Source organism: Micromonospora pallida (assembly GCF_900090325.1).
Taxonomy (GTDB): Bacteria; Actinomycetota; Actinomycetes; order Mycobacteriales; family Micromonosporaceae; genus Micromonospora; species Micromonospora pallida.
Window position 1 is genome coordinate 2,518,536 of the sequence record NZ_FMHW01000002.1, and the last position, 24,965, is coordinate 2,543,500.

The 24,965-nt window shown below is 75.2% G+C and carries 2 protein-coding genes; both read right to left on the reverse strand.

Annotated elements, in window-relative coordinates; all coding sequences use genetic code 11:
- Position 1: 1 nt before the first annotated feature.
- On the reverse strand, positions 2-14,626 hold the full coding sequence (locus GA0074692_RS10600) for a type I polyketide synthase (RefSeq protein WP_091642595.1): 14,625 nt from the start codon (positions 14,624-14,626) through the stop codon (positions 2-4).
- A 43-nt stretch (positions 14,627-14,669) separates the two neighbouring features.
- Positions 14,670-24,959 carry a type I polyketide synthase gene (locus GA0074692_RS10605; protein ID WP_091642598.1) on the reverse strand — a complete coding sequence of 3,430 codons (10,290 nt, stop codon included), beginning with the start codon at positions 24,957-24,959 and terminating at the stop codon, positions 14,670-14,672.
- Positions 24,960-24,965: the final 6 nt, after the last annotated feature.

Below are 24,965 nucleotides of genomic sequence, written 5' to 3' on the forward strand. Positions count from 1 at the left end.
CTCAGGAAAGCCCGAGGTCCCGGTCAAGAAGATCGAAAAGTTCCTGGTTGCTGGCTTCCCGCAGCCGGTCGGCCATGTCGGCGCCCCCGTCGGCGGGCTCCCCCGCACCCCGCTCGGTCGCGCCGAGCCGTTCCAGGAGGCGGTGCAGCCGCATGGTGATCCGGACCCGGCCGAGGTCGTCGGATTCGCGTCCGACGAGGGCGGCCTCCAGCCGGTCCAGTTCCTCGACGGTGGGCAGTTCCTCCCCCGACGCCTCGCTGACCAGTTCGGCGCGCAGGTGCTCGGCGAGGGCCTGCGGGGTCGGGTAGTCGAACACCACCGAGCTGGCCGGGCTGAGGCCGGTGGCCCTCGCCAGCCGGCCGCGCAGCTCCACGGCGGTCAGCGAGTCGAACCCGAGGTCCCGGAACGGCCGGTCGGCTTCCAGGGAGTACGGGCTGTCGTGGCCGATGACCTCGGCGGCGGCAGTGCGGATGAGGTCCGTCAGCAGCCGGTTCTGTTCGGCGACGGTGAGGTCGGCCAGCCGCTTGCGCAGACCGGTGAGAACCTCGTCGCCGCCGCCGGCGGCCGGATCGGGGCCGGTACGCAGCGCCGCGACCTCGGGGAGGTCGCTGATCAGCGGCCGGGGCCGGGCGGAGGCGAATACCGGGGCGAAGCAGGACCAGTCGACGTCGGCGACGGTGAGCACGGTGCCGTCGCCCTCGATCGCCGCCCGCAGGGCGGCCATCGCCGGTTCCCGGTCCAGCAGGGAGACCCCGCGCCGGCTCATCGCCACGGCGTGCTCGTCGCTCACCATGCCGCCGCCGGCCCACGGTCCCCAGTTGACCGACACCACCCGGGCCCGCCCGGCGGGCCGGGACTGCGCCCAGGCGTCGAGGAAGGCGTTGCCAGCGGCGTACGCGCCGTGGTCGCCGACCCCCCACGCGGCGGCAATGGAGGAGAAGTAGACCACCAGCTCGAGGTCGTCCGCGTCGAGGAACGCGTCGAGGTGCCGGGCTCCGGCGGTCTTGCCGGCCACCACGTCGGCGAGTTCGTCGACGTCGACCACGCTGACCGGGTTGAGCCGGCCGACGCCGGCGGCGTGCACCACGGCGTTCACCGTCTCGCCGGCGCGGCGCAGCCCGTCAACGAGAGCGGCGACGGCATCGGGGTCGGCCAGGTCGCACGCGACGGCACGGGCCTGCACGCCGAGGTCGGCCAGCTCGGCCAGGGTGTCGGCGACGCCCGGGGCGTCCGCGCCGCGCCGGCTGACCAGGATCAGTCGGCGAGCGCCGTGCCGGGCGAACCAGACGGCGGCGTACCGGCCGATGGCGCCGGTGCCACCGGTGATGAGCACCGTGCCGGGCGGCTGCCAGGCCGGGGCGTCGGGCAGCTCGCCCCGGGCGGCCCGGGCGAGCCGCCGCAGGTGCACCCCGAGAGGGCGGACGGCGAGCTGGTCCTCGGCGTCGGTGTTGGTCAGCGCCCGCAGCAGGTGCCCCTCGACAGCCGGGTCCAGCTCGGCCGGCAGGTCGACCAGGCCACCCCAGTGGGCGGGGTGTTCCAGGGCGGTGACCAGGCCGAGGCCCCAGGTGGTGGCCTGGGCGGGGTGGGCGAGCGGGTCACCCGGGCCGGTGCTGACGGCCTGCCGGGTGAGCAGCCAGAGCGGGCCGGCCGGGGCGGCGTCGGTGACGGCCTGGACGAGGGCCAGGTTGCCGGTGAGACCGGCGGGCACCGCCGGGTGGTCCGGGTGGGGTCGCTCGTCGAGGGCGAGCAGCGACACGATCCGGGTGGGCGTCCCGGCCGGCGAGGGCAGCAGCCCGGCCAGTCCGACCCGGGTGACCGCCGCCGGGTCGACGGCGAGGGTGCGGACGGCGCCGCCGTGCTCGCCGAGCAGCGCGGCGGTCCGGGCAGCGGTGTCCGTGGCCGTTCCGTCCGGGACGACCAGCAGCCAGTCACCGGTGGCGGGGCCGGCGGTGAGCTTCCGCTGCGGCCAGGTGATCCGGTAGCGCCAGCCGTCGACCAGCGCGTCGGTCTGTCGCTGCCGGTGCCACCGGGCGAGGGTGGGGAGCTGGTTGCGCAGCGGCTGGTCCGGGTCGACGCCGAAGCGGGCGGCCAGCCCGTCGCCGTCGGCGTCGGCCACCGCCTGCCAGAACGCCTCGTCGACGGTTCCGGCGACCGGAGCGACCGGCGCGGCGGCGCCGACCACGGCGCCGTCGCCGACCGGCCAGAACCGCTGGTGCCGGAAGGCGTACGTGGGCAGGGCGGCCGGGGCGACGGGGGGCAGCAGCGCCGCCCAGTCGACGCGTACGCCGTGGCAGTGCAGCCGGGCCAGCGCGCCGAGCAGGGCCGTGACCTCGCCCCGGCCCGGGCGCTGCACCCCGGTGACCAGGGTGCGCCCGTCGTCGGGCAGGGTCTCGGTGGCCAGCGCGGTGAGCACGGTGTCCGGGCCAACCTCCAACAGGGTGCCCACTCCGAGGGAGTGCAGGTGGGTGATGGTGTCGGCGAACCGGACGGCTTCCCGCACGTGCCGCACCCAGTAGTCGGGGGTGCTGATCTCGTCGGGGTCGGCGACCCGGCCGGTCAGGTTGGAGACCAACGGGATCGTCGGAGCGGCGTACGCGACGGTGGCGGCGACGGCGGCGAACTCGGCCAGCATCGGCTCCATCAGCGGGCTGTGGAACGCGTGGCTGACGGTCAGCCGCTTGACGCGTACCCCGAGGGCGGTGAAGTGGTCGGCGAGTTCGGCGAGCGCGTCACCGTGGCCGGAGACGACCACGGCGGCCGGCCCGTTGACGGCGGCGACCGCCACCCGCCCGACGTACCGGGTGAGGGTGTCGCGCACCTCGACCTCGCCCGCGGCGACGGCGAGCATCCCGCCGCCGGCCGGCAGGGCCTGCATGAGCCGGCCCCGGTTGCCGACCAGGGCGCACGCGTCCGGGAGGGTGAGTACCCCGGCCACGTGCGCGGCGGCGAGTTCACCGACGGAGTGCCCGGCCACCAGGTCGGGTCTGATCCCCCAGCTCTCCACCAGCCGGTACAGGGCAACCTCGACGGCGAACAGGCCGGCCTGGGTGAAGACGGTCTGGTCGAGCAGCGCGGCCTCGGCGCCGCCCTCGGCGGCGAACAGCACGTCCTTCAGCGGCCGGGGCAGGTGGGCGTCGAGGTGCTGGCATGCCTCGTCGAGGGCCTCGGCGAAGGCGGGGAACGCGTGGTACAGCTCGCGACCCATCCCGGCGTGCTGTGCCCCCTGGCCGGAGAAGAGCACGGCGAGGGTGCCGCCGGGCTCGGCGACGTCCCGGGTGAGGGCGGAGTGGCCCTGCCCGACGGCGAGCGCCCGCAGCCCGGCCAGGTACGTCTCCCGGTCGGCGGCCAACAGCACCGCCCGGTGCCGCAGGTGGGACCGGCCGGTGGCCAGCGCCAAGGCGACGGCGGGGTCGTCGACGGATCCGGTCACCGCCCAGTCGGCCAGCCGCGCGGCCTGGGCGCGCAGCCCGTCCTCGTCGTTGCCGGAGACCATCCAGGGCAGCAGCGGCGGCGCCGGCGGCTGTCCGGTGTCGGGTTCCGGCTCCTCGTCGGCGTCGGGCTCGGGGGCCTGTTCGAGGATGACGTGGGCGTTGGTGCCGCTCACCCCGAACGCCGACACGGCGGCGCGGCGCGGCCGGTCCGTCTCGGGCCACGGGGTGGGCTCGGCGAGCAGCGCGACGGCTCCCTCGGACCAGTCGACGTGCGGGGTCGGCTCGTCGAGGTGCAGGGTGGGCGGGAGCAGGTCGTGCTGGAGGGCCATCACCATCTTGATGACGCCGGAGACTCCGGCCGCCGCCTGGGTGTGGCCGAGGTTGGACTTGACCGAGCCGAGCAGCAGGGGCCGGTCGGCGGGCCGGTCCTGCCCGTACGTGGCGACCAGGGCCTGCGCCTCGATCGGGTCGCCGAGCCGGGTGCCGGTGCCGTGGCCGTCGACGGCGTCGACGTCGGCGGGGGTGAGCCGGGCGTTGGCCAGGGCCTGCCGGATGACCCGCTGCTGGGCGGGGCCGTTGGGGGCGGTGAGCCCGTTGGACGCGCCGTCCTGGTTGGTGGCGGAGCCGCGGACCACGGCGAGGATCCGCCGGCCGTCCCGCTGCGCGTCGGAGAGCCGCTGGAGGAGCAGCAGGCCGGCGCCCTCGCCCCAGCCAGTGCCGTCAGCGGCTCCGGCGAACGACTTGCACCGCCCGTCGGAGGCGAGACCGCGCTGCCGGGCGAACTCCAGGAACGGGCCGGGGGTGGCCATCACGGTCACCCCACCGGCGACCGCCATCTCGCACTCGCCGGCCCGCAGCGACTGCACGGCCAGGTGCAGGGCGACCAGCGACGACGAACAGGCGGTGTCGACGCTGACCGCCGGCCCCTGCAGGCCGAAGGTGTAGGAGAGCCGGCCGGAGAGCACCGCCGCCACGTTGCCGGTGGACTGGTAGCCCTCGGTCTCGGCCTTCGCGGCCATCAGCAGGGTCGCGTAGTCCTGGCCGTTGGTGCCGACGAAGACGCCGGTGCTGCTGTCCCGCATGTCGGCGGGGGCGATGCCGGCCCGCTCGAACAACTCCCACCCGGTCTCCAGCAGCAGCCGCTGCTGCGGGTCCATCACCAACGCCTCGCGGGGGGAGATGCCGAACAGGCCGGCGTCGAACCCGCCGACGTCGGAGACGAAACCGCCCTCCCGCACGTACGAGGTGCCGGGGGTGTCGGGGTCGGGGTCGTAGATGGCGTCCAGGTCCCAGCCCCGGTCGGCCGGGAACCCGGCGATCGCGTCGCGGCCCTCGGCGACCAGCCGCCACAGGTCCTCGGGGCTGGCCACCCCGCCCGGGTAACGGCAGCTCATCGCGACGATGGCGATGGGTTCGCCGAGGGCGGCGACGGCCTGCGTGGGGGCGTCGACCTGCTCGGTGACGCCGAGGATGCGGTCGGCGAGCCAGCCGGCGAGCAGCGCCGGTGTGGGCTGGTCGAAGACCAGGGTGGCGGGCAGCCGCAGTCCGACGGCCTCACCGAGCCGATTGCGCAGTTCCACGGCGCTGAGCGAATCGAAGCCGATCTCCCGGAACGGTCGGTCGGCGCCGATGGCCGTGGCTGAGTCGTGTCTGAGCACGGCCGCTGCCTGCACCCGGACCAGTTCCAGCAAGGTGCGACGGCGTTCCGGCTCGGCGAGGCTGGCGAGCCGGCCGCGCAGCGGAGACGCCTGGACCGGCGTCTCGTCGTCCCGGGCCCGGGCGGCGTCGGTGATCCGGGCGACCTCGGGAATGTCCTCGATCAACGGCCGGGGGCGGGTCATCGCGAAGGTCTGGTGGAACCGGTCCCAGGCGATGTCGGCGACGGTGAGGGTGGTCTCGTCGTGGGCGAGTGCGTGAGCCAGCACGGAAACTGCCAGGTCGGGGCGCATCGGGCGGACGCCGGAGCGGAACATCTGGTCGGCAGCGCCCTCGGTCTCCAGCAGGCCGGCACCGTCCCATGCGCCCCAGGCCACCGCCGTGGCGGCCAGGCCCCGGCGGCGCCGGTCCTCGGCGAGGGCGTCGACGAAGGCGTTCCCGGCGGCGTAACTGCCCTGGAGGCCGCCGCCCCAGACACCCGCGCCCGAGGAGAAGAGCACGAACGCGCCCACGTCGCCGAGGAACGCGTCGAGGTTGACCGCGCCGGCGACCTTGGCGTGCAGGCCGTCGGCGAGCGTGGCGAGGTCGGTGTCGGCGAGCAGGCCGGCGGGGGCCACCCCGGCGGCGTGGAACACCGCGTCGATGCGGACCCCGTCGTCGGCGAGCCGGTCGATGAGGGCACGCAGCGAGACCGGGTCGGCCACGTCGCAGGCGGCGATGGTGACGGTCGCGCCGAGCGCGGTCACTTCGGCCTCCAGTTCGGCGGCGCCGGCCGCCGCAGGGCCCTGCCTGCTGGTCAGCACCAGGTGGGACGCGCCGTCGCGGGCCAGCCAGCGGGCCACGTGCGCGCCGATCGCGCCGAGGCCGCCGGTGATCAGGGCGGTGCCCGAGGGCCGCCAGCCGGCGGCCTCGCGGGCGGCTTCCGCACCGGCGCGCACGAGCCGGCGGACGAACAGGCCGGAGGCGCGCACGGCGACCTGGTCCTCATGTCCGACTCCGGCGAGCACGGCGGCCAGCCGGCCGCGCGAGCGCCAGTCCAGTGGGGACGGCAGGTCGATCAGCCCGCCCCAGCGGTCGGCGTGCTCGAGGGCGGCAACCCGGCCCAGGCCCCAGACCAGGGCCTGCCGGGGATGGTCGAGCGGGTCGGCGCGGCCGGCGGAGACGGCGCCGCTGGTGACGCACCAGAGCGGGGCGGTGATCCCGACGTCGCCGAGAGCCTGCACCAGGGCAAGGGTGCCGGCGAGGCCCACGGGGACGACCGGCCGGTCGGGATGGTCGGTCTCGTCGAGTGCGAGCAGGGACAGCACGCCGGTGACGGCGTCGGTGCCGGTCGCGGCGAGTTGCGCGGCGAGCGCCCGACGGTCGGGGTCGGCGACGGTCAGGGGAAGCACGTCGGCCCCGGCCTCGCCGAGGGCCTCGGCGACCTGCCCGACCAGCGGGTGGTCGGCGTACGCGGTGGGCGCGACGAGCAGCCACGTGCCGCCGAGCGAGGTCGCCGACACCGCGGGCAGGGGGTTCCACTGAACCCGGTAGCGCCAGCCGTCCACGGTGTTCTCGTCGCGCCGTCGTCGACGCCACGAGGAGAGGATGGGGAGCGCATCACCGAGCGCGCGGGTCCCGGCCTCGTCGACGCGCATGGCGGCGGCGAGCGCCGTGGCGTCGGCGCGCTCGACGGCGTCCCAGAACTGCCGGTCGACCGGGTCCTCGGCGGTCGCCGCCGGGCCGGTCCGCACGGGCGCCTCCGGCCAGTACCGCTGGCGGTGAAAGGCGTAGGTGGGCAGCGGCGCGGCTGGGCCGGTACGTACCCCGCAGACGGCGTTCCAGTCGACGTCCACCCCACGCACGTGCAGCTCGGCCAGGGCGGTGAACAGCCGCAACCAGCTGCCCGCGCCGCGATGCAGCGAGTCGACCACAGCCGCCTCATGCTCGCTGGCGTCGATCGTCTCCCGCATGTCGACGCTGAGCACCGGGTGCGGGCTGATCTCCAGGAAGACCCGGTGACCGTCGGCGAGCAGGTTGTGGACGGCGTGCTCGAAGTTCACCGTCTCACGCAGGTTGCGGTACCAGTAGCCGGCGTCGAGAGCGGTGGTGGTCCGCTCGCCGGTGGCGCTGTAGAACGGCACTTCGGCGGGGCGGGCGGTGATCCCGTCGAGGCTGTCCAGCAGCCGCTGGGCGACGGCCTCGACCCGCGGCGGGTGGGAGGCGTGGTCGACGGCGACGGGAGGGGTCCGCACGCCGTCGGCCGCGCAGAGGGCGACGATCCTGGCACCGTCCGTCAGGGAGAGCGCGCCGGCCACACAGGCGGCGGCGATCTCGCCCTGCGAGTGCCCGACCACCCCGGCTGGGCGTACGCCGAGCGAACGCCACAGCCGAGCCAGGGAGACCGTCACCGCCCACAGAGCGGGCTGCACCACGCCCGGGTCGACCAGCGGCGGGGTGTTCTCGACGCCGCGCAGCACGTCGGCCAGCGACCAGTCCACCCAGGGCGCGAGGGCGCCCTCGCACTCGGCGACGGACGCGGCGAACACCGGGGAGGTGTCCAACAGCTCCACGACCATCCCGGACCACTGGGAGCCCTGGCCGGAGAAGACAAAGACGGGGGCGGCGTTGCGGAGAGCCGTGCCGGTCACCACCGTGGCGGCGGAGTCACCGTCGATCAGGGCGGTGAGGCCCTTCACCAGATCGGCTCGCTCCGGGCCGAGCACGACGGCCCGGTGCGGGAACGAGGACCGGGTGGTGGCGAGGGCGTACGCCACCACCGCCGGGTCGATCTCCGGGTGCGCAGCGAGGTGCGCGCGTAGCCGGACGGCCTGCTCCCGCAGCGCGGCAGGGTCGGTGGCGGACAGCACGAGCGGGACGAGCCCGGCATCGTCGACGGCACCGGGCTGGGACCTGGCTCCGGTCGGGTCGGGCGCCTGCTCCAGGACGACGTGGGCGTTGGTGCCGCTGATGCCGAAGGAGGAGATCGCGGCCCGGCGGGGCCGGCCGACCGCCGGCCAGGGCGTCGGCTCGGTGGCGAGGGCGACCGCGCCGGCGGTCCAGTCGACGTGCGGGGACGGCTCGTCCACGTGCAGGGTCGGCGGCACCAGGCCGTGCCGCATCGCCTGCACCATCTTGATCACCCCGGCGACGCCTGCGGCGGCCTGGGTGTGGCCGATGTTCGACTTGACCGAGCCGAGCAGCAGCGGCCGGTCGGCCGGCCGGTCCTGCCCGTAGGTGGCCAGCAGGGCCTGCGCCTCGATCGGGTCGCCCAGGGTGGTGCCGGTGCCGTGGGCCTCGACCGCGTCCACGTCCGCCGTGGTCAGCCGCGCGTTGGCCAGTGCCTGGCGGATCACCCGCTGCTGCGACGGCCCGTTCGGGGCGGTCAGGCCGTTCGACGCGCCGTCCTGGTTGACGGCCGTGCCGCGCACGACGGCGTAGATCCGCCGGCCGGCCCGCTGGGCGTCGGAGAGGCGCTGCACGAGCAGCATGCCCACACCCTCACCCCAGCCCGTACCGTCGGCGCCCCCGGCGAACGCCTTGCATCGGCCATCGGGAGACAGGCCGCGCTGCCGGGAGAACTCGACGAACGTGCCGGGCGTCGCCATCACGGTCACACCGCCGGCCAGCGCGTAGTCGCACTCCCCCGACCGCAGCGCCTGTGCCGCCAGGTGCAACGCCACCAACGAGGACGAGCAGGCGGTGTCGACGGTGACGGCCGGGCCTTCAAGGCCGAGGGTGTACGCGATCCGTCCGGACAGGACGCTGCCGGAGGTGCCGGTGCCGATGTAGCCCTCCACCTCGGCCGGCAGGTCCATCAGCCGGGAGGCGTAGTCGTGGTACATGACACCGGCGAAGACGCCCGTACGGCTGCCGCGCAGCCGGTGCGGGTCGAGGCCGGCGGACTCGAACGCCTCCCACGAGCTCTCCAGCAGCAGCCGCTGCTGCGGGTCCATCGCCAGGGCCTCGCGCGGCGAGATACCGAAGAAGCCCGGGTCGAACTCGGCGGCGCCGTACAGGAAGCCGCCGTGCCGGGTGTAGGAGGTGCCGCTGTTGTCCGGGTCCGGATCGAACAGGGTGTCAAGGTCCCAGCCCCGGTCGGCGGGGAACTCCCCGATACCGTCCCCACCGGTGGCCAGCAGCTCCCACAGCTGGTCGGGGTTGTCCGCCCCGCCGGGGAACCGGCAGGCCATGCCGACGATCGCGATCGGCTCGTCCCGGCCGGCGGCGCTCGCCACGTCGGCACGCGTGCCCCTGGCGGACCGGCCACCGGCCAGCTCCGCGTACACCTGTCCCGCGAGGATCTGCGGGGTCGGATAGTCGAAGACCAGCGTCGAGGCCAGCCGCAGCCCGGTGGCGGCGTTGATCCGGTTGCGCAGGTCCACCGCGGTCAGCGAGTCGAAGCCCAATTCCCGAAACGCCCGGTCTGCGGGTACCGCGTCGGCTCCGCCGTGGCCGAGGACCTGCGCGACGAGGCCGCGCACGAGGACGTCGACCTGGTCGCGGGCATCCTGCGGTTCCAACCCGGCGACCCGCTCGGCCCAGTTGCCCCTGCCGGCCTGCCGGCGGGCGGTGACCGCGCCGAGCAGCACCCGCAGCATCGACGGCACCCGGCCGGCGACGACCTGCGCCCGCATCGCCGACACGTCGATCACGGCCGGTACCAGGGCCGGCCGCGCGGCGGCGAGGGCAGCGTCGAACAACTCCAGGGCGGTGGGGGCGCTCATCGGGGTGATGCCGGCCCGGGTGGACCGGGCCCGGTCCGTGTCGCTGACGGTGGCGGCCATGCCGTCGGTGTCCCACATGCCCCACGCCAGGCTGACCGCCGGCAACCCGGCCTGCCGACGGTACGCCGCAAGGGCGTCGAGCACCATGTTCGCCGCCGAGTACGCGGCCTGCCCGGGCGAGCCGAGCACCCCGGCGACCGACGAGAAGAGCACGAACAGATCGAGGTCCCGGTCCCGGGTGGCCTCGTGCAGCCACCAGGCGGCGGTCGCCTTCGGCGCCAACACCCCGGCCAGCCGCTCCGGGCTGGTCGCCGAGACCACCCCGTCGTCGAGCACACCGGCCGTGTGCACCACGCCGGCCAACCGGCCGGAGACGCCCGCGACCAGCGCGGCGACCCTGTCCCGGTCGGCGACGTCGGCGGCGACGACCTCGACGCGGGCACCCAGGCCGGTCAGCCGCGCGGTGAGCTCGCCCGCGCCGGGGGCATCGGGGCCCTGCCGGGACACGAGCAGCAGCGACCGCGCACCGTACGCGGTGACCAGGTGCTCAGCCACGAGGGCGCCGAGCGCGCCGGTGCCGCCGGTGACCAGGACGGTGCCCTCGCCGAGGGCCGGTCCGGTCTCGTCGCCGCCCCGGTCCCCGGCAGCCGGGGCTACGGCGCGGACCAGCCGCGGGGTCAGCACCCCACTGCCGCGCAGTGCCACCTGCCCGCCGGTGCCGGCGGGGTCGTCCACGACACCTGCCAGTACGGCGAGGGTGGCCGCGTCGGGATCCCGGTCCAGGTCGGCCAGGACGAGGCGGTCCGGGTGCTCGGACTGCGCGGAGCGCAGCAGCCCCCACACGGCGGCACCGGCCAGGTCCGTGACGGGGTCGTCGTCCCGGGTGGCGACCGCGCCCGCCGTGAGGACCAGCAGCCGGGAGTCGGCCAGCGCCTCGGCGGCCAGCCACTCCTGGACCACACCGAGCACGTGGGCGGTGGCGGCGCGCACCGCCTCGGGCGGATCGACGTCGGACCGACCGACCACCGACAGCACGAGGGCGCGCGGCGGCTCCTGCCCCGCGTCGACGGCGGCCAGGACCGCCGCCACGTCCGCGAAGGCGGGCAGCTCGGCCGGGCCGGGCCGGGCCGGGCCGGCGAGCAGCACCCAACCGGCCAGGTCCTCGACGGTCAGGACGTCCTCGGCCTGCCAGGCGACCTCGAACAGGGAGCGGGTCGCGACGCCCGGGGCGGTCAGGCCGGTCATCTCCCGCAGGACGAGGGAGTCCACCGACACCACCGGCGCGCCGGCAGCATCGACGGCGACCAGCCGTACCGTGGAGCCGTCGCGGGTCAGCCGCACCCGCAGCGCCGCCGCCCCGGACGCGTACACCTGCACGCCCTCGAACGCGAACGGCACCCGGGGTCCGCCTTCCTCCCCGGCGATCAGCAGTCCGACCGGGTGCAGGGCAGCGTCCAGCAGCGCCGGGTGCACCCCGAACGCGGTCGCGTGTTCCGTCGCCTCCTCGGGCAGGACGACCTCGGCGTACACCTCGCCGTCGCCGGTCCACAGCCCGCGTAGCCCTCGGAACGCCGGCCCGTACGCGAGACCGCGCCCGGCGAGGGCGTCGTACCATCCGGTCAGATCCACCTCGGTGGCCGCGACGGGCGGCCACACACCGAAGTCGGGCTCGTCGGCGGCGGGCTCCAGCACACCCTCGGCGTGCCTTACCCAACCGGCGTCGGGGTCGTCCTCGGCCTGGGTGTGCACGGCCACGGTTCGGACGCCCGCGTCGTCGGCCACACCGACCCGCACCTGCACCCGGACGCCGCCGGCCTCGGGCAGGGTCAGCGGCGCGGCGATGGTCAGCTCCCGTACCCGGGACGCGCCGACCTCGTCGCCGGCCCGCACCACCAGCTCGACCAGCGCGGTGCCCGGCAGCACCACGACACCGGAGACGGCGTGGTCGGCCAGCCACGGATGGGTGGCCAGGGACAGCCGGCCGGTGAGCAGCACCATGTCCTCGCCGGCCACGGAGACAGCCGCGCCGAGCAGCGGATGCCCGGCCGCACCGAGGCCGGCACCGGAGACGTCGGCGATCCGGCCGGCCGGCTCCAGCCAGTACCGCTCGTGCTGGAACGCGTACGTGGGCAGGTCGACCCGGCGGGCGCCGGAGCCGGCGAGCAGGGCGTCCCAGTCGACGTGCAGGCCGTCGGCGTGCAGGCGGCCCAGGGCCTCCAGCAGGGCACGGGGCTCGGACCGGTCCTTGCGGGCCAGCGGCACGAGCACGGCCGCCGGGTCGGAGAGGCAGCTCTGGGCCATCGCGGTGAGCACACCGTTGGGGCCCAGCTCGACGTACGTGCCCACGCCGGCCTCGGCGAGCCGGTCGACGGCGTCGGCGAAGCGGACGGCCTCCCGCACGTGCCGTACCCAGTACCCGGGGCTGCCCAACTGCTCTGCCGACGCGATCTGGCCGGTCAGGTTCGACACGATCGGCACGGTGGGCGGCCGGAAGGTGAGCCCCGCGGCGACGGCCGCGAACTCGGCGAGCATCGGGTCCATCAGTTCGCTGTGGAAGGCGTGGCTGACCCGCAACCGGTGGGTGGGGGTGCCCCGGCCGGACCAGTACGCGGCCAGCTCGTCGATCGCCTCGGCGTCGCCGGAGACGACGACGGCGGTGGGGCCGTTGACGGCGGCGACGCCGACCCGGCCGGTGACGCCGGTCAGCGACTCGACCACGCTCGCCTCGTCGGCGGCGACGGCGAGCATCGCCCCGCCGGCCGGCAGGGCCTGCATGAGCCGTCCCCGGGCGGCGACCAGCGTGGCGGCGTCGGCGAGGGAGAGCACCCCGGCGACGTACGCGGCGGCCAGCTCGCCGATGGAGTGGCCGACCAGGAAGTCGGGGACGAGGCCGAAGGATCCGGCCAGCCGGAACATGGCCACCTCGACGGCGAACAGGCCGGGCTGGGTGAAGACGGTCTGGTGCAGCAGCTCGGCCTCGGGCGTGTCGGCCTCGGCGAACATCACCTCGCGCAGCGGCCGGGGCAGGTGCGGGTCGAGCGCGGCGCAGGCCTCGTCGAGGGCAGCGGCGAAGACGGGGTACGCCTCGGCGAGCTGCCGGCCCATCCCGGCGCGCTGGGCGCCCTGCCCGGAGAAGAGGAACGCGACCCGACCGCGGGGCATGGCGGTGCCGGTGACCACCGAGGCGGTCGGCTCGCCGTCGGCGAGGGCACGCAGCCCGGCGAGCAGGGCGGCGCGGTCCCCGGCGAGCACCACGGCCCGCCGGTCCAGGCCGGCGCGGGCACGCGAGGAGACGGCGACGTCGACCGGGCGGACGGAGAGGTCGGCGGCGAGGTGGTCGGCCCAGCGGCCGGCCTGGGCGGCCAGGGACTCCGGGCTGCGGGCGGAAAGCAGGACGGGAACCAGCGGCGGCACGACGACGTCCGCTGGCGGCTCGGGTTCCTCGACGGCGGGGGCCTGTTCGACGATGACGTGGGCGTTGGTGCCGGAGATGCCGAACGACGACACGCCCGCTCGGCGCGGGCGATCCGCCTCGGGCCAGGAGCGGGCCTGGGTGAGCAGTGACACCGCCCCGGCCGACCAGTGGATGTGCGGCGACGGCTCGTCGACGTGCAGGGTGGCCGGCAGCACGCCGTGCCGGATCGCCATCACCATCTTGATCAGGCCGGCGACCCCGGCGGCGGCCTGGGTGTGGCCGAGGTTGGACTTGACCGAGCCGAGCCAGAGCGGCTCCGCCCCGGCCCGGTCCTGCCCGTACGTGGTGAGCAGGGCCTGCGCCTCGATCGGGTCACCGAGGGTGGTGCCGGTGCCATGCGCCTCGACGGCGTCCACGTCGGCGGGAGCGAGCCGGGCGTTCGCGAGGGCCTGCCGGATCACCCGTTCCTGGCTGGGGCCGTTGGGGGTGGTCAGGCCACTGCTCGCGCCGTCCTGGTTGACCGCGCTGCCCCGGATCACCGCGTAGACGCGCCGGCCGTCGCGTTGGGCGTCGGAGAGCCGCTGGAGCAGCAGCACGCCCACGCCCTCGGCCCAGCCGGTGCCGTCGGCGGCGGCGGCGAACGACTTGCACCGCCCGTCGGAGGCGAGACCGCGCTGCCGGGAGAACTCGGCGAAGACACCCGGGGTGGACAGCACGGTCACCCCGCCGGCCAGGGCGAAGTCGCAGTCACGCTGGCGCAGGGCCTGTACCGCCAGGTGCACGGCGACCAGCGACGACGAGCACGCGGTGTCGACGGTGACCGCCGGCCCCTCGAGGCCGTACGTGTAGGCGACCCGGCCGGAGACGAGGCTGCCGGAGTTGCCGGTGCCGATGTACCCCTCGACGCCCTCGGGCAGGTCCAGCACCCGGGAGGCGTAGTCGTGGTACATCACCCCGGCGAACACGCCGGTGCGGCTGCCACGCAGCCGTTGCGGGTCCAGGCCGGCGGACTCGAACGCCTCCCACGCACTCTCCAGCAGCAGCCGCTGCTGCGGGTCCATCGCCAGGGCCTCGCGCGGCGAGATACCGAAGAAGCCCGGGTCGAACCCGGTGGCGTCGTAGAGGAAGCCGCCCTTGTCGGTGTACGAGGTGCCGGGGTTGTCGGGGTCGACGTGGAACAGCCGCTCCAGGTCCCAGCCGCGGTCGGTCGGGAAGTCGCCCAGCCCCTCCCTGCCCTCGGCGACGAGGTCCCACAGGTCGTTGGGGCCACGGACCCCGCCGGGGAACCGGCAGGCCATGCCGACGATGGCCATCGGCTCGCGGTCCTTCGCCTCCACCTCGCGCACCCGCCGCCGCGCCTCGCGCAGGTCGGTCGTGGCGCGCCGGAGGTAGTCGAGGAACTCTTCCTCAGTGGGCATCGGGCCACTCCGTATCGGGATCAGAAATCCGGGGCATCCGCGGTCAGACTGTTCCGAGCTCGTCGTCGAGCAGGTTGAAGATCTCCTCTGCGGTAGCGGAGCCGAGGTCGCCGGCGGTAACGGCGACGTCGTCCACGCCGCGCTCGGCGTACGTCCACAGGGACAGCAGCTCGCGCAGCCGGGCGGCGACGGCGGTGCGGTCGGTGTCGTCGCCGGCGACCGCACGCATGGCGGTCTCCAGCTTGTTCAGCTCGCCGAGCACCGACAGCGCCGACGTGCTCCGCTCGGCCAGCAGCGCGCCGCGCAGGTATCCGACCAGCGCGGTGGTGGTCGGCCGGTCGTAGATCAGGGTGGACGGCAGGCGCAGCCCGGTGGCGGCGGTGAGCCGGTTACGGAACTCGACCGCGGTCAGCGAGTCGAAGCCCAGCTCGACGAAGCCCTTGTCCTCGTCGACGGCGCGCATCGAGGCGTACCCGAGGACCGCCGCCGCGTGGGTGCGAACCAGGTCGGAGAGCACCCTGTCCCGTTCCCCCTCCGGGGTGCCGGCGAGGATGTCCCGCAGGGCCGCCGCCGCGTCGGCCGCCGGTGCGGCACTGGCCGGGGTGGCACCCGCCGGCCGGATCAGGCCGTGCAGCAGGCGGGGCAGCGCCGGGCCGAGCCGGCCGAGCACCCCGAGGTCCAGACTGACCGGTACGACCACCGGGTCGGGGAACCGCAGCGCCTCGCTGAACAGGTCCATGCCCTCGTCGGCGTCGAGCGGACGGAAGCCGCTGCGGCTCATCCGCTGCTCGTCGACGTGGCCGGGCTGCCCGCCGGGCAGGTCGGGGTTGGCCCACGGCCCCCACGCCATCGACGTGACGGTCAGCCCGCGCGCCTGCCGATGGTGGGCGAGCGCGTCGAGGAACGCGTTCGCGGCGGCGTGGTTGGCCTGCCCGGGGCCGCCGAACAGCCCGGACGCGGAGGAGAACAGCAGGAACGCCGTCAGGTCCAGTTTCTCGGTCAGCTCGTGCAGATGCCAGGCGGCGTCCACCTTCGGTCCCAGGACGGCGTCGAAGCGGGCGGGGGTGAGCGCGGGCAGCACCCCGTCGTCGAGGACCCCGGCGGCGTGCACGACGCCGACGAGCGGCTGGTCGGCGGGGATCTCGTCGAGCAGCACGGCGAGGGCGTCACGGTCGGTGACGTCGGCGGCCACCACCTGGACGGTGGCACCGAGCCCGGTCAGCTCGTCGGCCAGCGCGGCCGCGCCCGGGGCGTCCGGGCCACTGCGGCTGACCAGCAGCAGCCGGCGCACCGCGTGCCCGGTGACCAGGTGCCGGGCGACGAGCCGGCCGAGCGCGCCGGTGGCACCGGTGACCAGGACGGTGCCGGCGGACAGGTCGGGGGCCGACCGGTCCTTCGGCGGCGGCCCGAGCCGGGACAGTCGGGGCGCGCGGAGCTGCCCGGCACGCACGGCGAGCTGCGGCTCGCCGGTGGCCAGGGCCGCAGGCAGCGCGGCGGCGGAGCGCGGGTCGTCGTCGAGGTCGAGCAGGACGATCCGGCCCGGGTTCTCCGACTGGGCGGAGCGGACCAGCCCCCACCCGGCGGCGGCGGGCAGGTCGGCGAGCCGGTCGTCGGCGTCGACGGTGACCGCACCCCGGGTGACCACCACGAGGCGGGCGGCTTCCAGCTCCGGGCGGGCGATCCAGTCCTGCACCAGGGCCAGGGTCTCGTGGCTGACCAGGTGGGCCGCCCGCGCCGGACCCGGTTCGTCGGCACGCCGGCCCACACACGTGGCGAGCACCGCCTCGGGCGCGGTCGCGCCGCCGGCCACGGCCGCGACCAGAGTGTCCAGGTCGGGGTACGCCTCGACGCCCGGCCAGGCGTCGCCGAGCGCGACGAGCCGTGGCGCGACGCCGGTCGGCACGGCGGTCGGCTCGGTCCAGTCGAGCCGGTGCAGCGACCGGTTGGCCGTACGCCGGGCGGCGCTGAGCTGGTCGGCGGTGATCGGCCGCAGCACCAGGGCGTCGAGCGAGGCGACGGGCACGCCGCCGGTGTCGGTGACGGTGGCGGCCACCGACCCCTCGGCGGCCGTGAGTCGGACGCGCAGTTCCCGGGCCCGGGTCGGCTGGATCGCCACCCCGGTCCAGGAGAACGGCAGCCCCGGCTGCGCGTCGCCGGACCGTGGGGCGGCGTCGGCGCGGTCGAACACGCTGGCGCCGATGGCGTGCAGGGCGGCGTCGAGCAGCGCCGGGTGCACCGAGAACGGGGCGGTGTCGGTGGGCGCGTCGTCGTCCAGGGACACCTCGGCGAGGATGTCGCCGCCGCTGCGCCACGCGGCGCGCAGCGCGCGGAAGACCGGTCCGTAGTGGTAGCCCTGGTCGGCGAGGTGCGGGTAGAGGGCGTCGAGGGCGATCGGCTCGGCGTCGGCCGGGGGCCAGGCGCTGGCCGGGGCCGCGCTGACCGGCCGGGTGGGGGCGAGCAGGCCGGTGGCGTGCCGCCGCCACTGCCGGGCCGTCCTGGGATGGTCGCTGCCGCCGTCGACGTACGAGTGGACGGAGACGAGCCGGAGGCCGTCGTCGTCGGCCGCGCCGACGCGTACCCGCAGGTCCACACCACCCTCGTCGGGCACGGCGAGCGGGGCCTCCAGGACCAGCTCGGTCACGTGGGCGGCGTCGACGTGCCGGCCGCTCCAGGACGCCAACTCGACCAGGGCGGTGCCGGGCAGCAGGACCGTGCCGAGTACGGCGTGGTCGGCGAGCCACGGGTGGGTGGCCAGGCTGATCCGGCCGGTGAACAGCAGTCCCTCGTCGCCGGGCAGGTCGGCCACGGCGCTGAGCAGCGGGTGGTCCACGGCGTCCAGGCCGACGGACGGCAGCCCGGCCCGGTCCACGCCGGTGCGCTGCAACCAGTACCGGTCTCGAGCGAACGGGTAGGTGGGCAGGTCGATGGTCGTCGTCCCGGCGAGGACCTTGGTGAGGTCGACGGGCAGGCCGACCGTGTGGGCGATCGCCAGGTTGGTCAACAGCCGGGTCGGATCGTCGTCGCCACGGCGCAGGGTGCCGAGCGTGCGCCCGGTGCTGCCGGTGTCGTCGAGGATCGCCGTCACCGGCATCGTCAACACCGGATGCGGAGAAACCTCCACGAACGTGCTGTGCCCCGCCTCGACCGCCACCCGGACAGCAGGATCGAACAACACCGTCTGCCGCAGGTTGTCGTACCAGTAGCCGGCACCCATCGAGGCCGGCTCCACCCAGGTGCCGGTCAACGTCGACACCAACCGAACCTGACCGGGTTGGGGCGTGATGTCCGCCAAATCGGTACGGAGCTGCTCGGCGACCTCCTGCACCGCCGCAGAGTGCGAGGCGTAGTCCACCGGAATCAACCGCGCCCGGATGCCGTCGGCCTGACACCCGGCCACCAGATCCGCCACCGGATCCGGCGGGCCGGACACAACGACGGTCGACGGGCCGTTCACCGCCGCCACACCCACACCGGGGAACACCGGCAGACGCTCGGCCACCGCCTCGGCGGACAGGTCCACCGACGCCATCGCCCCGGTGCCACGAAGAACGGCCAGGGCACGGGACCGCAACGCGACCGTCTTCGCCGCATCCTCGAGACTGAGGATCCCGGCCACACACGCGGCACCGATCTCACCCTGCGAGTGACCGATCACCACCGCCGGAGACACCCCGACGTGCTCCCAAACGGCGGCCAAGGCGACACCGACAGCCCACAGGACGGGCTGGACGACCTCGACCCGATCCAGCCACGACTCGTCGCCGCCGGTCAACACCGACACCAGATCCACATCCAGATACGGGGCCAACGCACGCTGACACTCGGCCAGGCGGGCGTCGAACACCGGAACCCGACCGATCAGACCGGCGGCCATCCCCGCCGACTGCGCACCCTGACCCGGAAACACGAACACCGGACCAGAACCGGGCCCAACAGCCGCAGACACGAGATTGCCCGCCGGCAGGCCACCCGCCAGCGCATCCAGACCCGAGAGGAGGTCCTCGACGCCCGACCCGACCACCACCGCCCGCTGGTCGAACGTCGACCGGGTCGTCAGCAGTGACCAGGCGACCGCCGCCGGATCCACGTCGCCGTGCTCCCGCACGTACGCGGCCAGCCGGGTGGCCTGACTCGCGAGCGCCGTGGCGGACCGGGCGGAGAGCGACCATACCGTCACGTCGGAGGCGACCAGACCCGGTGCCCGATCGGCGTCGGCGTCGGACTCCGGGCCCACCGGCTCGTCGACCTGCTCGATGATCACGTGGGCGTTGGTGCCGGACATCCCGAACGACGACACCGCCGCCCGGCGCGGTCGATCCACCGCCGGCCACGACCGCGCCTCCGTCACCAACTCCACCGCACCAGCCGACCAGTCGATGTGCGGCGACGGCTCGTCCACGTGCAACGACGCCGGCACCACCCCGTGCCGCATCGCCTGCACCACCTTGATCACACCCGCCACACCAGCAGCCGCCTGCGCATGCCCGATGTTCGACTTGATCGACCCCAACAGCAGCGGCCCATACCCGTCACGGCCCTGCCCATACGTGGCCAACAGGGCCTGCGCCTCGATCGGATCACCGAGGGTGGTGCCCGTACCGTGCGCCTCCACCACGTCCACGTCGGCGACAGTCAAACGAGCGTTCGCCAGAGCCTGACGGATCACCCGCTGCTGCGACGGACCATTCGGCGCCGTCAAACCATTCGACGCACCATCCTGGTTGACCGCGCTCCCCCGCACCACGGCCAGAATCCGCCGACCGTCCCGGCGAGCATCGGAGAGACGCTGCACGAGCAGCATGCCCACACCCTCGGACCAGCCGGTTCCGTCCGCCGACGCGGCGAACGACTTGCACCGACCGTCAGCGGCCAGGCCCTGCTGGCGGGAGAACTCGGCGAACGTACCGGGGGTGGCCATCACCGTGACGCCACCGGCGAGGGCGAGGTCGCACTCGCCCCGGCGCAGCGCCTCGCTGGCCAGGTGTAGCGCCACCAGGGACGACGAACAGGCCGTGTCCACGGTGACCGCCGGCCCCTCCAGCCCCAGGGTGTACGACACCCGGCCGGAGATGATGCTGTGCGCGGCACCGGTCATCAGGTATCCCTCGGCGCCCTCCGGCACCTCGGTCAGCCCCGTCCCGTACCCGGAGGTGGACGCGCCGACGAACACGCCGGTGCGGCTGCCCTTCATGGAGGTGGGGTCGACCCCGGCCCGCTCCAGGACCTCCCAGGACGCCTCCAGGGTGAGCCGCTGCTGCGGGTCCATGGCCAGGGCCTCGCGCGGCGAGATGCCGAAGAAGGCCGGGTCGAAGCCGGTGACGTCGTACAGGAAGCCACCGGCCGGGGCGTATCCGCTGTCCGGGGCGGTGGTGTCCCAGCCCCGGTCGGTCGGGAAGTCGCCGATGGCGTCGACGCCCTCGACGACGAGCCGCCACAGCTCCTCAGGTCCCCGCGCGTCGCCGGGGTAACGGCAGGCCATCCCGACGATGGCGATCGGCTCGTCGGTGGTCGCGGAGACGGCCACCTCGGCGGGGGCGGCACGGTCGGCGCCGAACACGGTCTCGCGCAGGTGCCGGGCCAGGTCGGCGGGGTTGGGATGGTCGAAGACGAGGGTGGACGGCAGCCGCAGCCCGGTGACCTCGTTGAGTCGGGTGCGGAACTCCACGGCGGTGAGCGAGTCGAAGCCGAGGTCCTTGAACGGCCGGCCGCGCAGGTCGTCGGAGGTGGCGTGGCCGAGCACCCGGGCGGTCTGCTCGTTGACGAGTTGCAGCAGTTCCCGTTCCTGCTCGGCCTCGGTCAGGTCGACCAGGTGGCGCAGGGCGTCGCCGACGCCGGCCGGTGCGGCGGCGCTCTCCGCCTCGGCCTCGACGAGTGCCCGCACCTGGGGCAGCTCCGACAGGAACGGGCTCGGCCGGGTGAGGGTGAACGCCGGGTGGAAGCGGCTCCAGTCGACGTCGGCGACGGTGACGCAGGGGGCAGGCCGGCGCACCGCCCGGTCGAGGGCGACGAGTGCCCGCTGCGGGTCGATGGTGGGCAGACCCATCCGGTACAGCTGCTCGGTGGCGGCGTTCTTGGCGGCCATGCCGTCGACGCCGCCCCACGCCGTCCAAGAGACGGCGGTGGCTGCCAGGCCCCGATCCCGGCGGTTCACGGCGAGCGCGTCGAGCAGCGAGTTGCCGGCCCCGTACGCGCACTGACCGGCGCTGCCCCAGATTCCGGAGATGGACGAGAAGAGCAGGAACGCGGCGAGCGGCCGGTCGGCCAGGCACTCGTCGAGGTGCAGCGCACCGAGCACCTTCCCGGCGACGACGTGCGAGAACTCGTCGATGGTCGTACCGGTCAGCGGGGTGAGCTGGTCGGTGCCGGCGGCATGCACCACCGCGGTCAGCTCGGGCAGCGAGTCCAGCAGCGCCGCAACGGCCTGCCGGTCGGTCATGTCGCAGGCCGCAGCGGTGACCCGCCCGTCAGCGCCGTGTTCCTCGAGGAGGCCGGCCAGGCCGGGCGTGGCGGCGCCCCGCCGGCCCACGAGCACGACCCGACGCGCGCCCCGGTCGAGCAGCCAGCGGGTGACGTGACCGCCGAGCGCGCCCGTACCACCGGTGACGAGGACGGTGCCGTCGGCCCACCAGTCTCCGGCGGCCCGGTCCGGGGCGGCTGCCGGGGTGAGCCGGCGCCCCCAGACGCCACCCGAGCGGACGGCGACCTGGTCCTCCCCGCTGCCGCCGGCGAGGACGGCGGCGAGCCGACGCAGCACGCCGGCATCGACGGCGGCCGGCAGGTCGACGAGACCGCCCCAGCGGTGCGGCTGCTCGACGGCGGCGGCCCGGCCGAGGCCCCAGACCAGGGTCTGGAGGGGGTGCTCCACCCGGTCGGCGGGTCCGGCCTTGACCGCACCGGTGGTGACGCACCAGACGGACGCGTCGAGGTCGAGGTCGGTGAGCGCCTGGACGAGTACGAGGGTGGTCGCGGCGGCGACGGTCATGCCGGGGTACGCGGAAAGCAGCCGGTCCTGGCCGGCGACGAGGTGCAGCACCCCGGCGACCGGCCGGTCGCCGACGGCCGCGCGCAGCCGGCCGACGAGCGCCGCCCGGTCCAGGTCGTCCGCGCCGACACGCAGCGTCGCCGGCTCGTCGCCGTCGGCCCGGAACAGGCCGACCAGGTCGTCCTCCCAGGCCGGCGCGGCGTCCACGGGCAGCACCAGCAGCCAGCGCCCCGCCGGCCGGTCACCCTCGGCGACCGGCACGGGCTTCCACACCACCTGGTACGACCAGTCGTCCGCCACCGAGCGGTCGTGCCGGTTACGCCGCCAGGAGGCGAGTACGGGCAGCGCGGGCAGCAGGGTCCGGACGGGGTCGTCGTCGCCACCGAACTGGTCGCGCAGCGCGTCGACGTCGGCCTGCTCGACCGCCGACCAGAACGCGGCGTCCTCGGTGGAGACCTCGCCGGCCGGGGCGGCCGGGGGCGGCTCGGGCCAGAACCGCTCGCGGCGGAACGCGTACCGGGGCAGCGGAACCGGGCGGGGGGCGGCGCCGGTGAAGAGGTGTCGCCAGCCGACCGGCACACCGGCGACGTGCAGTTCGGCGAGCGCGGTGAGCAGGGACGCGGGCTCGGGGCGGTCCCGGCGCAGCAGCGCCACGGCGGCTGTCGGGTCGTCGTCCGCGCCGAGGATGTCCCGGGTCAGCGCGGTCAGCACGCCGCTCGGGCCGACCTCCAGGAACGTACCGATGCCGAGGGCTCGCAGCCGGTCGACGCCGTCGGCGAAGCGGACCGTCTCGCGGACGTGCCGTACCCAGTGGTCGGTGCTCCGGATCGCCTCCGGGTCGACCGGCGCTCCGGTCAGGTTGGACACGATGGGCAGGGTGGGGGCGCGCAGCTCCAGCCGGTCCACCACGGCGGCGAACGCGGCGAGCATGGGCTCCATGAGCGGGCTGTGGAAGGCGTGGCTGACCCGCAGCCGCCTGGTGCGCGCCTGCCGGTCGGTGAAGACGCGCTCCACCTCGTCGACCGCGTCGACGACGCCGGAGACCACCACGGCGGCGGGGCCGTTGACGGCGGCGATGCCGACCGGGCCGTCCGTCCCGGCGAGGACGGCCTCGACCTCGTCCACCCCGGCGGCGACGGAGAGCATGGCCCCGCCGGTGGGGAGCTGCTGCATGAGCCGGCCCCGGGCGGCCACCAGCGCGGCTGCGTCGGGCAGGGACAGCACCCCGGCGACGTGAGCGGCCACGACCTCGCCGATGGAGTGGCCCATCAGCACGTCGGGGGTGACCTGCCAGGACTCCAGCAGCCGGTACAGCGCCACCTCGACGGCGAACAGCCCGGCCTGGGTGTAGAGGGTCTGGTCGAGCAGGTCGGCGTCCTCGGTGCCCGGCTCGGCGGCGAGCACGGGGCCGAGCGGGCGGGGCAGGTGCGGGTCGAGCGCGGCGCAGACCTCGGCGAGCGCACGGGCGAACACGGGGAACGTCGCGGCCAGTTCCCGACCCATGCCGGGACGCTGGGCGCCCTGCCCGGAGAAGAGGAACGCGAGCTGCCCACCTCGTGGGCCGGTGCCGACGACGAGGCCGGACGCGGTGCCGCCGTCGGCGAGGGTACGCAGGTCACGCAGGAGGTCGGCGCGGTCGGCGGCGAGGACGACGGCCCGGTGTTCCAGGGCCCCCCGGGTGGTGACCGAGGACCAGCCGACGTCGACCGGTCCGGCGTCGGCCGCGTCGGGGTCGGCGTCGAGCCAGTCGGCCCAGCGCCCGGCCTGGGCGGCGAGCCCGGCGCGGTCGCGGGCGGAGAGCAGCACGGGCACCAGCCCGGCGGCTGTCACCGGAGCCGGGCCGGCGGGGGCTGCCGGCCCGGCTCCAGTGCCCCCGGCGCCGGCACCAACGGTGTCGGTGCTGGCGGGGCCGGGGGTCGGGGAGCCGGACGCCACCAGGGGGGCGGCGGTGGCGTCCAGGGTCTCCGCCGGGGCCTCTTCGATGATCACGTGGGCGTTGGTGCCACTCATGCCGAACGAGGAGACACCCGCGCGGCGGAGCTGCTCCCCCGCCGGCCAGGGCTGCGCCTCGGTGAGCAGCGACACCGCGCCGGCCGTCCAGTCCACGTGCGGGGTGGGCTCGTCGACGTGCAGGGTGGCCGGCAGCGTGCCGTGCCGCAGGGCCATCACCATCTTGATCACCCCGGCGACGCCAGCCGCCGCCTGGGTGTGACCGATGTTCGACTTCACCGAGCCCAACCGGAGCGGCCGGTCGGCGGGCCGGCCCTGCCCGTACGTGGCGAGCAGGGCGGTGGCCTCGATCGGGTCGCCGAGGCTGGTGCCGGTGCCGTGCGCCTCGACGGCGTCCACGTCGGCCGGGGTGAGCCGGGCGCTGGCGAGGGCCTTGAGCACGACCCGCTGCTGGGAGGGCCCGTTGGGGGCGGTGAGGCCGTTGGACGCGCCGTCCTGGTTGACGGCACTGCCCCGCACCACGGCGAGGACGGGGTGGCCGTTGCGGCGGGCGTCCGACAGGCGCTCGACGAGCAGGACACCGACGCCCTCGCCCCAGGCGGTGCCGTCGGCGGCCCCGGCGAACGCCTTCACGCGCCCGTCGGCGGCAAGACCGCGCTGCCGGGAGAAGCCGATGAACGCGGCCGGGGTCGACATGATGGTGGCGCCGCCGGCCAGCGCGAGGGTGCACTCCCCCTGACGCAGGGCGTGACAGGCCAGGTGCAGCGCGACCAGCGACGACGAGCAGGCGGTGTCTACGGAGACCGCGGGCCCCTCGACGCCGAGCACGTACGAGATCCGGCCGGAGACGACGCTCGCGGCGGTGCCGGTGAGGACGTACCCCTCGACGCCGGGCGGGGGCGACTGGAGCAGCGCCGCGTAGTCCTGGCCGGTGGTGCTGGCGAAGACGCCCACCTGGTGGCCGCGCAGCGTGGCCGGGTCGATGCCGGCGTGCTCGAACGCCTCCCAGGAGGTCTCCAGCAGCAGTCGCTGCTGCGGGTCCATGCCCAGCGCTTCGCGGGGGGAGATGCCGAAGAACCCGGAGTCGAACTCGGTGGCCGAGTCGAGGAAACCGCCCTGGCCGACGTACGAGGTGCCGGGGTGGTCGGGGTCGGGGTGGACCAGCCGCTCCAGGTCCCAGCCCCGGTCGGGCGGAAAGTCGGAGATGGCGTCACTGCCGGCGGCGACCAGCCGCCACAGGTCCTCGGGGGACCGCACGCCGCCCGGGAACCGGCATCCCATGCCGACGATGGCGATGGGCTCCCGGTGCGCCGCCTCCAGTTCGCCGAGTTTCCTCTTCGTCTGGTGGAGGTCCGAGGTCACCCATTTCAGGTATTCCCGGAGAGTGTCTTCAGTCGCCATCAGTGC